Source organism: Bacteroides ihuae (genome assembly GCF_900104585.1).
In the GTDB taxonomy this organism is placed as follows: domain Bacteria; phylum Bacteroidota; class Bacteroidia; order Bacteroidales; family Bacteroidaceae; genus Bacteroides; species Bacteroides ihuae.
Genome location: NZ_FNVX01000006.1, coordinates 1,009,911 through 1,024,619, shown reverse-complemented (window position 1 = coordinate 1,024,619; position 14,709 = coordinate 1,009,911). Strand labels below are relative to the sequence as shown.

At 36.5% G+C, this 14,709-nt stretch carries 12 protein-coding genes; 3 read left to right on the top strand and 9 right to left on the bottom strand.

All coding sequences use genetic code 11. The features are described from left to right. Nucleotides 1-107: 107 nt before the first annotated feature. The 4 genes from BQ5338_RS14850 to rbr form a co-directional block, all read right to left on the bottom strand. Complete coding sequence (locus BQ5338_RS14850; protein WP_235816433.1) at nucleotides 108-1,379, bottom strand: AGE family epimerase/isomerase; 1,272 nt, start codon at nucleotides 1,377-1,379, stop codon at nucleotides 108-110. A gap of 1 nt (nucleotide 1,380) precedes the next feature. After that, complete coding sequence (locus BQ5338_RS14845) at nucleotides 1,381-3,909, bottom strand: glycoside hydrolase family 9 protein (protein WP_071147565.1); 2,529 nt, start codon at nucleotides 3,907-3,909, stop codon at nucleotides 1,381-1,383. A 479-nt stretch (nucleotides 3,910-4,388) separates the two neighbouring features. Next, entirely contained in the window at nucleotides 4,389-4,823 is a 435-nt protein-coding gene (locus tag BQ5338_RS14840; protein WP_071147564.1) for a DUF8192 domain-containing protein, read from the bottom strand. Between the two features lie 133 nt (nucleotides 4,824-4,956). Continuing rightward, nucleotides 4,957-5,535, bottom strand: coding sequence for a rubrerythrin (rbr, locus tag BQ5338_RS14835; RefSeq protein WP_071147563.1), 579 nt, complete (start codon nucleotides 5,533-5,535; stop codon nucleotides 4,957-4,959). Nucleotides 5,536-5,790: 255 nt separating this feature from the next. Here rbr and BQ5338_RS14830 point away from each other — a divergent pair, with 255 nt between their 5' ends. Continuing rightward, nucleotides 5,791-7,473, top strand: coding sequence for a SulP family inorganic anion transporter (locus BQ5338_RS14830; RefSeq protein WP_071147920.1), 1,683 nt, complete (start codon nucleotides 5,791-5,793; stop codon nucleotides 7,471-7,473). Nucleotides 7,474-7,549: 76 nt separating this feature from the next. Here the strand turns inward: BQ5338_RS14830 and BQ5338_RS14825 are convergent, their stop codons facing one another. After that, entirely contained in the window at nucleotides 7,550-8,326 is a 777-nt protein-coding gene (locus BQ5338_RS14825) for a radical SAM protein (RefSeq protein ID WP_071147562.1), read from the bottom strand. A 65-nt stretch (nucleotides 8,327-8,391) separates the two neighbouring features. Then, on the bottom strand, nucleotides 8,392-10,419 hold the full coding sequence (locus BQ5338_RS14820; protein WP_139265268.1) for a helix-hairpin-helix domain-containing protein: 2,028 nt from the start codon (nucleotides 10,417-10,419) through the stop codon (nucleotides 8,392-8,394). A gap of 103 nt (nucleotides 10,420-10,522) precedes the next feature. On the opposite strand from BQ5338_RS14820, the gene BQ5338_RS14815 reads away from it, so the two are divergent. Next, a complete protein-coding gene (locus BQ5338_RS14815; protein WP_071147560.1) occupies nucleotides 10,523-11,125 on the top strand; it encodes a DUF4294 domain-containing protein in 603 nt (200 codons plus the stop codon). A 13-nt stretch (nucleotides 11,126-11,138) separates the two neighbouring features. Here the strand turns inward: BQ5338_RS14815 and BQ5338_RS14810 are convergent, their stop codons facing one another. After that, nucleotides 11,139-11,678 (bottom strand): RNA methyltransferase, encoded by a 540-nt coding sequence (locus tag BQ5338_RS14810; protein ID WP_071147559.1) that lies wholly within the window; start codon nucleotides 11,676-11,678, stop codon nucleotides 11,139-11,141. Between the two features lie 494 nt (nucleotides 11,679-12,172). Between BQ5338_RS14810 and nadA the strand changes: the two genes are divergently transcribed. Further along, nucleotides 12,173-13,165 carry a quinolinate synthase NadA gene (gene nadA, locus BQ5338_RS14805; RefSeq protein WP_071147558.1) on the top strand — a complete coding sequence of 331 codons (993 nt, stop codon included), beginning with the start codon at nucleotides 12,173-12,175 and terminating at the stop codon, nucleotides 13,163-13,165. A 70-nt stretch (nucleotides 13,166-13,235) separates the two neighbouring features. Here nadA and BQ5338_RS14800 read toward each other — a convergent pair whose 3' ends face one another. Then, nucleotides 13,236-13,826: a non-canonical purine NTP diphosphatase gene (locus tag BQ5338_RS14800; protein WP_071147557.1), complete on the bottom strand. Its 591-nt coding sequence runs from the start codon at nucleotides 13,824-13,826 to the stop codon at nucleotides 13,236-13,238. Nucleotides 13,827-13,833: 7 nt separating this feature from the next. Next, nucleotides 13,834-14,709, bottom strand: coding sequence for a YitT family protein (locus tag BQ5338_RS14795; RefSeq protein ID WP_071147556.1), 876 nt, complete (start codon nucleotides 14,707-14,709; stop codon nucleotides 13,834-13,836).

The window sequence follows — 14,709 nt, the reverse complement described above, 5'->3', positions numbered from 1 at the left end:
ACCAGACTATCATTATCAGCAAAGAGAAGAGCCATATCACTAATGAAGTTTGATATGGCTCTTTTATGTCTATTAGTTACAATCTGTAACTTTTTAGAGTTCTCATTTTAGTTCTGACCCTCTCCCCTTTTCAACCTTGTATAGATTTCGTAGCCCATGCGACTGTTATGATAAGGACAACGCCACATATTCGCCTTTGGCTCCTTCTTCATCGCCTTGCCAGTATCGGATACCGTACTATACCATTCACCATAAACAGGATCGATCATCTTGGTTTTAATAAATGTCCAAGTCTTAATTGCACTATTCAGAAACTTCTCATCCCCGGTTATCTGCCAAGCATTGATGCATCCCAGTACTGTTTCTGCTTGGCACCACCAAGAAAGTTCCCGTTGATAATGAGTCCCTTTGCGTTCGTAAATCATTCCTCCTTCAGGGGTCCCACCCTCTTTCAAAGCCGTCTCAGCCATGTCTACAGCGATCTTATCTATCTTCACTTTCAAAGCCTCGTCACCAAGAACTTCTGCAGCTTCGCTTAGTAACCAAGACGTTTCAATATCATGACCATACGAATCGATATCATCCAGGCTATTCCAATCAGAATCACAATACAGAATCAAATGATGAGTGACGGGATTATAAAGCTTTTCGGAAACAAGATGTATCAGAGTTTCCAAGCGTTGACGCAAGCCTGCATCTTTCCATACTCGATAAAGAGAAGTATAAGCTTCCAAAACATGAATATGAGTATTCATCGTCTTTGTAGCCCTACCTTTATAAGCTATATGAGATGATCTCCCCCAACTGCGGGTAAAAGCATCAATATAACCCTCTTTTATGGAATCTCTCACATGTGTTTCCATCGCTATATAAAGTTCTTTAGCCTTCTGAAGACTTTCATTATTGCCCGTAGCGCGGAAGTGTTCGGACAATCCATAGATGCCATAGGCTATTCCATACGTTTGTTTCGTTGAATCGAGTGGAGCACCATCAGCACCAACAATCCAATACGTACCGCCATATTTTTTATCTATAAAGTAATCTATAAAATAACGTTGAGCACGATTGGCCAATTCCAGATATTCTTTATTACCAAATAAGCGATAACCGGACGAAAATGACCACAAGATGCGGGCATTGAGCACACCACCTTTAGGAGCATTAGACCTTGGCCGGCCATCGAACGTAAGGAAACCATAGAATCCGCCATTAGGATCAACATCCTTATTCATCCAAAAAGGAAGAATATTACCTTTCAAATCCTGAATTGTTTCTTCACAGAGTGTCTCTATTTCTTTCTCTTGCGAATAAGCTTGTGCGGCAAAGATTAAAGCTATAGCCAACACAAATAAACGAATACCTTTCATAGCCATTCTCATTTTACTTATTTAAAAACTCTTGTGCCGCAAGCACCAAAAACATATACTGCGAAGAACTTCCGCCAAGACAATACTCGGCTTGTTGCCATAAATATGGGAATTTCAACAATTCAGGTAAGTCTGGACGAATCATGGCTGTTCCTGAGATAACCCCACCTGGAATATAACTCCAGTCTGCGCGATTAACCCCATAGGCAACCGTAGCAGAATTTGACCCTACACCTGAAGCAAATGACTCCGTATTGCTTCCCGGATGGCAGCCCAACACAAAGTTGAGAGCATTATAAATGATTTCTTTATTAAATATTTCGGGATAAGATTTTACGAGGAAATACTGTCTAAACCCCACAGATTGTATATCCCAACCTGCTCCCCAAATGCTTGGACGATAAGGAATTCCATACGGAGTTTCAGTTCCTTGTTTTTGTAATGAATCACAGAAAGTCAACAAAGCCGGACGAATAGCCTTTGAGAAACTCGCATTCCTCATCAGAACATCAGCTCGGCCTACAAACCAACCTACGCGACCTATATTACTAACGATGTATTCTTGTTGAGACAAAATATAATCCTTGTATTGAGTTTCGCCCGTAGTAAGAAACAACTCTACCGCTGCCTGCAATTTTCCACTTTGAGAACGACGATCTACCTTCGTTTTTTTAAATAGCTCACGAGCCACCTGTAGGGCCTGAGTGCTCAAGGTGTCATTAAAGCCTTTCAATACACGAGCAGATGCAGCCATTCCTGCAGCAGTTTCTAATTCTCGGGCAGGATTATCTTCGGTAAATACCCATCGATCATCCTCATTACCTTTCACATTATCCGTCATAGCTCCTGCATCGCCTAACATTACATATTGGCGAAGATGATTGCAAATTATCCCTCTGTATAATCTACCCAAGGCATGATAACCGCCCACAACCGTTAAGACTCCATTCTCTACTTGTTGCAAAATGTCCGGTTTTCCATCAGGCTGATGTATTTCAGTAATACGTTCATGCTGATTAACAGAGGTCACATCATAATTCAGATGGAAAGCTTCATAAGCCACTGCCAACACATAGGCTTCATTGCTCTGTGATTCCACGCGAAGATCATAGTCGCCTGCATCGTGCCAACCGCCGATGTTTAAACCGGGAACAACCTCACCGGACTTATACTTCGTTAAAGTAGAAGCACCTTGCGAATAGCCATCAATATGGTTCAACGCTGGAGCCATTCTTGCATCATCAAGATGACAATAGTCATGCCATACACGGTACTTTTCATTCACGCGCATGTGACACATCTGAATCGGCAGAAAGTATTCTAACACAGGTTGCCAAATGCCACGGTCGTATACATCTTTAGCAATACGAAATACACAAGATTCCGAATTGCCATATTTTACCTGATAAAGTCCCTCTTCTTTGATAGTAGAGAAGTTGAATTTCAGATAATGATAGCGCAAGAAATTGCCCCAATCAGTCGGTTTAGCCGAAAGCAAGACCTTTTCTCCATTCGACGTTATTTGATATAATTTAGCCTCTAATAGTGCTTTATCTTGCGCATCAAGTTCAATGATTGCCTCTTTTGCCTGCGCAGGATGGTAACCCACTTGAGATACCTGTACCACAGGTTTACGTATCCATTCCTTCACCACATTGGGAGTAATCACCCATTTAACTGCTTCTTTAGTAGCACCTGCAGCAATTTCCGAACGCAACACAAACCAACCGTTATTATGGTTCATACGCCCATCGTAAAGTTTCAGTTCCCCCATTTCAGACTTTACGGTATATTTATTATAAGGATCGTTTGGACAAACGGTAAAAGTCCGACCAATGGCATAAGGTTCAGCAATGATATCATCGGCAATAATCGGATTATATTGCTTATTCTCAGCTAAGTGACTGATATCAGCCAACTTACCACTTCCCAGCGTAAATGAACTATAGTTTCCGGGATTCAGCTGGTTTGCCGGACTGCTTATCGTCGGCCCATTCGCTTGTTGAGGGAAAATGCCCGATTTGGTATCCATTATCCAGGGCTTCCCAAATAAATCTCCCGGAAAAAGTTCAAGGTTAAACCCTACCTTACCTAGAAATTTCTCCGGAATAGGCCGGTCCAAATCAACTGTAACAACGATAACATCGCCGACTCCCTTTACATTAACCGTGTAATTAAACTGCAAATCAGGATAAATCATCGGATTAAATCCTGTCAGATGACGAGAAGAATCCGGATAACAAAGATTAGTAGTAATCGTATTAGCAGACTCGTTTACCTCACGGTTCAACTGTTTTGGAACTGGTTGCCATTGACCAGGTGTTGCCTCCAATCGAATATCTCCGTTGGTAGCTACGCGGTTGCCATTCATTATAATACAAACCCCACCCTGATGACCTTCAGGATAGAAATCACTGAAAGACATTACATCTATGCCCCCATTTCGAAAATAGCCTGATGAAGTAAGTTTAAAGTCCTGTGCATGTACCGATGAAAGTATAAAAAAGCAGCACAAGCCTATTTGGCAGAATCGTTTTCTCATGATATTTTATTTAAAGGTTAATCAGTTGCAAAGCATAACTGCAAACTCCATGTATAATGGAGCTACATCAAAGTTAGAACATTTTGCAGATTGAAGGATATCAGAATGTTATGAATAACGGTTGCATTAGTTAACTGAAGAAGAATTCCATTTTCTCATTATTGACAAATGGAGGTTTGAAAACAGAAGATATAACTTCAGCGTGGTGAATTAACTAGATCAGCGTGGTGAAGTAGTTAATTCACCACGCTGATCTAGTTAATTCACCAAACCCCTCTCAGGAGGCTTGTAGGGCATACTGAAAAATATATACTTTTATAGCGAGAAAGAGGCCTTTCTTACGTAATTACATCAGTTTTTGCATGCATTAAAAACTATTCATAGCTACACCACAACTCTATATTCATTTTCTCATTAATCAAAGTGATGTTGATATAGGTTGGTGCCATGAATGATTTGTAAGACATATAGTCTTGTATTTATTTTAGCTTATCAGGTAAATCTTTTATTCGAAGTAAAACTTTGCACCAATACGCTATTACAGCGTCATACCCTCCTGATTTCTCTTTTTGGCTTTCATCAAAAAGATATAATATACCTCCATTGGGGGAATAAGTATGCAAAAATCTCTTTTTTTCTATATCAAAATAATCATGTTTATTACTTATTCTTTTTCCAGTACTTCCTGTGACAAATCCCACTTTTTTCCCCTCAAAATCAAAATCTTTCCGAGAATCTTTAAAGATCATATTGAAATAATCACTTTCAGGACTATTTACTATAGGAGATTTATCCATACCCATTTTGTCTAAATGTTTCAAAACATCCTTTGGAATGTCTTCAAAGCTTCGTATCTGCCCAAACAGATTCGCACTTAAAAGAAAAATAATGCATATTGATAAAATCTTTGTCATAATTCTTTCCGTTTAAATATAGATAAAGGTGTTGGTATCAAATTAATAGAGAACAACATCTAACCATAAAAAAACTCCTTATCCATTCTAGATGAATGCCATAAGGAGTTAGTAGGGGGCTGAAGAAAGATTCTTAATAATTTTCCTTCTTTACTTCAAAATAAGATTGCGGATGTAAACATGCCGGGCACGTTTTAGGAGCTGTTTTACCGGAATGTATATAACCACAATTGCGGCACTGCCAAAGAACCTCTCCTTCTTTAGCAAATACAGAGGCTGTTTCGATGTTATTCACGAAAGCAAGATATCTCTCTTCATGCCCTTTTTCAGCTTTTGCGATATTGCGATACATAGCTGCGATTTCACGAAAACCTTCTTCTTCGGCCACATCAGCAAAATGTGGGTAATCTAATGTCCATTCTTCATGCTCACCGGCAGCGGCAGCCTGAAGGTTCTCGAGTGTAGTACCAATTACTCCCGCAGGAAAGCTGGCTGTGATCTCTACCATTCCTCCTTCAAGATACTTAAACATACGTTTTGCATGCTCTTTTTCCTGATCGGCTGTTTCAGTGAAGATAGCAGCAATTTGTTCGAAACCTTCTTTTTTAGCAGCACTTGCAAAATAAGTGTAGCGCATTCTTGCCTGTGATTCTCCGGCAAATGAATGCATCAGATTTTTCTCGGTCTGAGTTCCTTTAATACTTTTAGTCATAATCTTTATATTTAGAATTGGATATTAATCTTTACTACTACTTTATCTTACATAGAAGAAGACAAATATAACAAATTATTTTATAATGTGAATCCTTTCTTTACAACATTAATATTCATTTTTATAGAAGAAAAAAAGGATAAATAGAACTAAACATGTTTTACAACACAGTAATAGTATTTTTTTGTATCTTTGTCCTTCCTTTTAAAAATGGACGACAAAGATCTACTAATCAACTACTTATATACAAATAGAATGAAAGCATTTGAATTTAAGCCAAAGCTGCTCGTTGCTTTGAAAAATTATTCTAAACAACTATTCATGGCAGATTTAATGTCTGGTATCATTGTAGGTATCGTGGCACTTCCTTTGGCCATAGCATTTGGTATTGCCTCGGGGGTATCTCCGGAGAAAGGCATCATTACTGCCATTATCGCAGGATTTATAATCTCACTAATTGGAGGTAGCAAAGTACAAATTGGAGGACCTACCGGTGCATTTATCGTGATTGTATATGCTGTTATTCAGCAATACGGAGAAGCCGGATTAATCATCGCTACCATCATGGCAGGAGTATTACTCATTTTATTGGGAGCATTTAAGTTAGGTGCTATTATTAAATTTATGCCCTACCCTATCATCGTTGGTTTTACCAGTGGTATTGCTGTAACAATTTTCACCACACAAATAGCCGATATTTTCGGACTAACTTTTGGAGGAGAAAAATTACCGGGAGACTTTGTAGGAAAATGGTTGATTTACTTTAAACATTTCGATAGCATTAATTGGTGGAACACCATTATGAGCGTGGCAAGTATAGGAATTATTGCAATTACCCCTAAATTCTTAAAAAAGATTCCGGGGTCATTGATTGCTATTATTCTGATAACAATAGTAACTTACATCCTAAAAATATATGGAGGAATTGATGCCATTGACACAATTGGCGACCGTTTTAGTATCTCCTCTCAATTGCCTAATGCTCAAGTTCCTGTATTGACATGGGAATCTATGAAGGGCTTATTTCCTGTTGCTATAACAATTGCTGTATTGGGCGCAATAGAATCGTTGCTATCTGCCACCGTAGCCGACGGTGTGACTGGTGATAAACATGATTCTAACACGGAATTGATAGCTCAAGGAGCTGCCAATATTATCACTCCACTCTTTGGAGGAATTCCCGCAACCGGTGCCATCGCCCGCACGATGACGAACATCAATAACGGAGGAAAAACTCCTGTAGCCGGAATTATCCATGCCATTGTTTTATTATTGATTTTGCTATTTCTTATGCCACTGGCTCAATACATTCCAATGGCTTGCTTAGCAGGAGTTCTAGTGGTAGTATCATATAATATGAGTGAATGGCGTACTTTTAGAGCGTTGATGAAGAACCCGAAATCGGATATCGCTGTGTTATTGATCACGTTTTTCCTGACGGTTATCTTCGACCTGACTATAGCTATTGAAGTAGGTTTAGTAATAGCTTGCTTGCTGTTTATGCGTCGTGTAGCCGAGACAACGGAAATATCTGTTATTACAGATGAAATAGATCCAAATATGGAACTTGATATCGCTGTAAGAGAAGATCATCTGACTATACCTTCACAGGTAGAAGTATACGAAATAGACGGGCCCTATTTTTTCGGCATAGCCAACAAGTTTGAAGAGCAGATGGTACAAATGGGTGATCGTCCCAAAGTACGCATCATACGTATGCGTAAAGTTCCATTCATAGATTCTACAGGAATCCACAATCTTACCAATCTTTGTAGGATGTCTAAGAAGGAAAAAATAACCATTGTGCTCTCAGGAGTAAATGAAAAAGTATACAAAGTACTTGAAAAATCAGGTTTCTATGAGTTGCTTGGTGAAGAAAATATTTGTGATAATATCAATACAGCTATAGAAAGAGCAAACGATATTATTCGCAAATAAACCATCGATAAATTCAAAATTAATAGCCCACAGAATTACACCTATTAATGTAAATCTGTGGGCTATTTTTAATTCACTAATATGAAGCTGTAGCCACAATATGCTCTTTAGCAAGCTGACTAACGATTCTATCAAGTTCTTCAGGAGAAGCTTTTTGTAAATCATGATCGGGAGTTTCCCTATCAATGGTATAGATCATCACTTGCCTGGGTGCAATATTTTTCACTGCTTCAATCCATGGAAGTACATATTTATCTGAAGTATTATCCATATCTCTTCCTTCATACTTTCCTTTAAGAAACATCGTTTGAATAATACAGTTCCCTTTGAAAGCTTTGAGCTGGCTAATAATATTCGAAACAGAATAGTTACTTCCGGGACGATCTAGTAAATGAATATAATCTTCATCTACTGTATCAAGTTTCAGTATGTTATTATCTATCTTGGCAAGTGCAGCAAACACAGCCGGACGATGAATAAAGGTGGAGTTACTCAATACACTTACTTTCGCATTAGGAAAATACTCATCACGAAGCGCAAGCGTATCATCTATGATCTCAGGAAAAGATGGATGGCAAGTTGGCTCTCCATTACCGGCAAAAGTAAGCACGTCGGGAATAGGACCCACGGCTTTCATTTCTATTAATTTAGATTCTAAAGCTAAATGGACTTCTTCACGAGTTGGCAAAGGATTATGGGCTCTATTGTCAGCATTAAATCCGCATTCACAATAAATACAATCGAAAGAACAAACTTTTCCGTCGGCCGGCAATAGATTAATTCCCAAAGAAACACCCAAACGGCGGGAATGAACAGGACCGAAGATGGGAGAAGGATAGATAACTGTTGACATTTTAATATTTAGAATTTTCTACTTGCTAATAAAACAAGTGCAAAGATACGCAAAAGAAGAGTTCATTAGAACTTATAACGCAATTGCATCTGAATATCTGTTTTCTTATTGCTATTTATAACGTCTAATCCAGTACCAATCTGGTCTCGATCATTATACTTCGTTTGCCCAATTTTGGCTATAAACATCCAATTTTTACGAATGTCATACCTCACATCAAAAGCCAATCGTGTGCCTATACCATAGAAAGAAGGAATATAAAAAGAGTAAAGCATTCCTCTTTCATAGGAATAAACACGTGATGCATAATCATCCGTATGAAAGTATGCTCCATGCATTTCAAATTTCACAGGTATTTTACGGAAACCATAAGCTAAAGTCTGCACTATTTGAAATCCTTTACTTGCTTTTGCTTGCTGTGGATGAATGTGATTATAATCCAAAGTAGTCTTTAGAGTAAAATGATCAGAAACAGAATAAGCCAATTGATAGCGTAAACGATGCTGATATAAAGGACGAACAGTTTTTACTTTATCCTCATCCGTATAGTTCTTTTCCTTTTCTTTATACCGATACCGCAAATACATGGACAAATTAGAATAAGGTGAATAAGTGGCTTGAATCAATCCATCGAAACCGGATGAGGGTTTATCAACTCCATACTTCAACCAAGGGAAAGAGAAGAAATCAACAGAAGCAAAAAATTTCCAAAAGCGAAGTGGTGAAATATCAGCTGCAAGATACCATCCATTTTCATTCTGTATACTACCGCCTTCGGAAAAAGAACGAGCATACATTGCCCAATAATTATAGGCATAATATCTATGAATCAATAATAAATTATAATTATCTGAAGATGAATATTTAATGGTATTTAAGGTGGCAATCCCCCCTCCTTTTCCTATTGCAGCTTCTCCAAGCAAAGTAAATCTATTCCATCTGTATTTGTAATCTATTCCTATATTATAAAAATTATTACCACGAATGTTATACTTTGAATATTCTCTGATCTGAGGTTCATAAGGACGATCAAAAAAGTAATAAATACCTGTTAGTCCAAATTTTAATCCGTTTTTAGAATAAGTAAGGTTCCCCCCCATAAGTTGCATGGTAAACAAATTACTTCGTAAAACCTCCTTCTCAGTTCGGTGCAATCCACTTTTGTTTATCGAAGTAATTTCACTATCGGTTGCTATACCATCCAAAGAACGGTGAGAATAAAAGGCAGATAAAGTAAATTTATCCATTCCTATTGCTACTGCAGCTCCCTGCAAATAATTATATTCGTCTGTAGAGGAATGTTTTTTTATACCACCACTCCTACCTCCCATGGTAGAAGCTGAAATAGTTTTTCCCATCACATAATCATTACTGATTACAAGTCCCTGACCAAAGCTCAATCTATAATTACCCAAAGCCAATGCTTTCAATCGACGAATATTCTTCAACAAGAAATAAAATGAATAATAGTCATACCCTTTCTGATTGTGTAAACCAAAAAAAGGTTCACCGGCGTCTTTTTCACCCGTAAACCCTGCATATATATTTTCTTTATAACGAAAACTATAACGCAACGAATGATAAATGGATGGACCAAGATAAGAAGATTCGTAACCTTTTCTTTTATACAAAGGAATGTCAACACGAGTAAGAAGTTCATTCTTTCCTCTGGATAAAATATTTTTTAAAGTAGGTAATGGTTCTTTTTTGTGCACAGGCTTAACACAAACAAAAGGAAGCAAATATTTTATTGTTTCTCTATTTATATCTTCAACCAACTGTAGCTCATACAAAGTTTGCATTGGTCCATTAATGTAGAGATAAGCCAGCAGATTTTCTATCTGTAGATCACTTAAAAAAGGAAATTGCTCTAATTGTTCTTTAGTAACAGCATTCAAATTAATAGGTTCTCGCAAACGTTCGGAGAGTTCTTCAATTTCATTATCCCAATTTTTATCATTTTCTTCATCATTTACGGACACTTCTTCCATTATATCTTCCAAGGGATTAGCAACAGTATTTTGTCCTTTCAAATTTAAAATAATAAATAGCTCTCCGGTTAAAGCAATTAGAATTGCTCTTTTATGATACATGATCTTAATTTAGTTTTATCGCGTTAATTTATTTTAGACATCAAAAGTAATTAAAACGTAAAAAGCTCACAAATTAAACAATAAATATTATTATTTTTGTGCCATGAAAAGGTGGCTTAACATACTAATATTTTTTTCCGTTATTCTTCTACGTTGCTCTTTATGCAGTGCGCAGGAGGATAAAAAAAATATTGGCTATCTTGTTCCAGTATGTGTGTATGAAGGGGATACAATTCCATGGATTCAACTTCCACAAGTATATATATTCAAACCATTGAAATTTAAAAATGATAGAGAAAGGAAAGACTATTACAGACTTGTCTACAATGTTAAAAAGACTCTTCCAATATCCAGAGAAATAAATCGAGCGATCATCGAAACTTATGAATTTATTGAAACTCTACCTAACGAAAAAGCAAAACAAAAACATATCAAACGAGTTGAGAAAGGACTGAAAGATCAATATACTGCACGAATGAAAAAGCTTTCTTTCACTCAAGGAAAGTTATTAATAAAATTAATAGATCGCCAATCAAATCAAACTTCCTACGAAATAGTAAAAGCCTTTATGGGACCTTTTAAAGCGGGATTATATCAAGCTTTTGCCGGATTGTTTGGAACAAGTCTTAAAAAGCAATATGATCCTCAAGGAGAAGATCAATTAACTGAGCGAGTAATCTTACAAGTAGAAAATGGTCAACTTTAGCCAAATTAAACCTTTAAAAGATCGTTAGTTTTTTAAAGAAATCCCATATTACAATCCCTGCAGTTACTGATACATTTAATGAATGCTTTGTTCCATACTGAGGAATTTCTATGCAACCTCCAGAATGATTAATAACTTCTTGATTCACTCCTTTCACTTCATTACCTAATACTACAGCATACTTCTTTGTCTTATCAAGTTCTAATTCATCAAGCATAATACTTCCTTCAGCTTGTTCAATAGAATATACTATATATCCTTTTTCCTTTAAGTTATCAACAGCTTCAATAGCGTTATTAACATAGATCCAATCCACTGAAAATTCAGCTCCTAAAGCAGTTTTATGCATATCAGGATGAGGAGGAACTGCTGTTATTCCACATAGATAAATCCGCTCTACTCTAAAAGCGTCAGACGTACGAAATACTGATCCAATATTATGAAGACTACGAATATCATCTAATACTACCACTAAAGGAAGTTTTTGAGCTTCCTTAAATTCTTCTGCACTCAACCTATTCAACTCGGTAATTTTCAATTTTCGTAGATTCATTTTATCTCTTTATATATCAGTAAACATATTAATGCTACAAAATTAATCATTTATGTTTGAACATGTATAAACCTCAGTTAACTTCTCTGTTAATAACTGTTCATATACTGTGAAAACATCATGGAAAGAAAACTCTAAACTATCTTGTATTATAAATAAATATGGTTACTGTCGAATGAAATGAACCTTCCAAAAAAGTTAATAGAAATTTTCAAGGCTTGCTTAAACACATTTTTAAACCCTAATTTTTCTATTTATGCTCCAAAGTTCTTAACTTTGCAACTTATAAACAGGGTGTTAATTAAACTTATATAAGCCTTATAATCAGTACCTAAAATCAAATATAGTTGTTAATATAGAGCTAATAAGAGTCTATTTGATGCTAATAACTTAGTAACCAAATAAATATGTATTTTTTTACTAACACTATTAACAGGCTATTATAACTAATATATATTTTTAAAGAGATAGAGTGAAAAACTAATAAGATAATAATGAATAGAGAAGAGTGGTTGAAAAAGGGTTTTGTTAATGAACCTATTAATGAAGATATAGATCTGAAGGTTGCCATTAATAAACTGAAGAAAGAAAAAAATGCAGTGATATTGGGTCACTATTATCAGAAAGGTGAGATTCAAGATATTGCTGATTTTGTTGGTGATAGTTTGGCACTGGCTCAATGGGCTGCTAAAACGAGTGCTGATATCATTGTAGTGTGTGGTGTTCATTTCATGGGAGAAACAGCTAAGATACTTTGTCCAAATAAGAAAGTCCTTGTACCCGATTTGAATGCAGGTTGTTCGTTAGCCGATAGTTGCCCGGCAGATCAATTTGAACAGTTTGTCAAAGAGCATCCTGGATATACAGTAATATCCTATGTTAATACAACAGCTGCCGTTAAAGCACTCACTGATGTGGTTGTTACTTCTACTAATGCAAAGCAGATAGTAGAAAGCTTTCCCAAAGATGAGAAGATTATTTTTGGTCCGGATAGAAACTTAGGAGATTATATTAACTCAATTACTAACCGTAAGATGTTGTTGTGGGATGGAGCTTGCCATGTTCACGAACAGTTTTCAGTAGAAAAAATTGTAGAGCTAAAAGCACAATACCCAGATGCAATCGTACTTGCACACCCTGAATGCAAAAGTGTTGTGCTTAAGTTGGCTGATGTGATTGGTTCTACTGCTGCCTTGTTGAAACATGCTATTAACAGCAGTGAACAACGTTTTATTGTTGCTACAGAATCGGGTATATTACATGAGATGCAAAAGAAATGCCCTCAGAAGACGTTTATCCCTGCTCCTCCTAACGATAGTACTTGTGCCTGTAATGAGTGTAGCTTTATGCGTTTGAATTCGTTAGAAAAGCTCTATAACTGTTTGAAGTATGAATATCCTGAAATAGAAGTAGATGCTGATGTTGCAGAAAAAGCCGTGAAGCCTATTAAGAAGATGTTGGATATATCTGAAAAGTTAGGTTTATAAACATATATCCATTTAAATGTAAAAGAGCACACAGATAAAAGTTATTCTGTGCGCTCTTTTAGTATGAAGCTTATTTTTTGTCAATTGAACGAAGAAATTCGCAAAGTTTGTTGATCGCTAATGCTCGGTGACTAATTTTGTTTTTTACATCATTTCCTAGTTGGGCAAATGTTTGATCATAGCCTTCAGGAATGAAGATAGGGTCATAACCAAAACCGGATTCTCCCCTCTTTTCTTTTATAATTTCTCCTTTAATAATACCTTCGAAAAGATATTTTTCACCATCGAGAATAAGAGCAATAGCCGTACGAAATTGTGCTTTACGGTTTTCTTTTCCCTCAAGCTTATGAAGAACTTTTAGCATGTTTGCTTGCGAGTTTTTATCTTCACCTGCATAACGGGCTGAATAAACTCCTGGTTCGTTGTTTAGAGCTTCTATCTCAAGTCCGGTGTCATCTCCAAAACAATTTAACCCATAGTTTTTATAGACGTACTCTGCCTTAAGTAATGCATTTCCTTCAAGGGTGTTTTCTGTTTCAGGAACATCTACATCACAATGAATATCTTTCAAACTGAGAAGTTCTATTTTGTCGCCCAATATAAGTGATACTTCTTCAAGCTTATGGGCATTGTTGGTTGAGAAAACAAGTTTATTTTTCATTCTTATTTTATTTGATGCGATCAAATCCTTCACCATATACGCCTATTACAGAACTTTGTGAGATGAAGGCATTTGGATCTATGTCTTTAACTAAACGAAATATTTGTACGGACTGGCTTTTCTTTGCCATGACAACCAGTACTTTTACATCATTTTTACTATACCATCCGGTACCATTTAAAACAGTTACTCCACGATGTGTATCGGCAATAATACGATCAGCAATATTTTGATATTCTTTTGAAAAAATGAGAAATTGTACTGATTGGCGAGCACTGTTTACTATAAGATCGAGTACATAGCTGATAACAACCAATGTAACGAAACCAAAGACTACTCTTCTCCAGTCATTGAATACAAAGTAACAAGAAGAGATGATAACTACGTCACAATAGAGAATCATTCGTCCAAAGGTTACATCACGATACTTATTAACTACTGCTGCTATAATATCTGTTCCTCCTGTGCTTCCATTATTGATAAAAACAACCCCTAAACCTATACCACAAAGGCTAGCACCTATTACGCAGGCCATAAAATCTTGTCCCGGACCTAAAATTAAGGTATTCCCTATTAATTGTTGAAATAACCAGAGCAAGAATGTAAGAGAAAAGATAGCATAAGTGGTTTTTATACTAAATTTAGGTCCTAGTATTTTTATGGCAGCAGTCATCAATATAGCATTAATGATAAAATAACTATATTGAATAGGTACCCCTGTAGAATAATAAATAATAGCAGAAATACCTGTTACTCCTCCTGTAGTGATTTGATAAGGAAGCAGGAAAGCCGACCAGCCGATTGCATAACATATCAATCCAAAGGTAATGAGAATATAATCTCTTGATTCTCTTAGAAGGTCTGATTTTGAAGGCTTGACCAT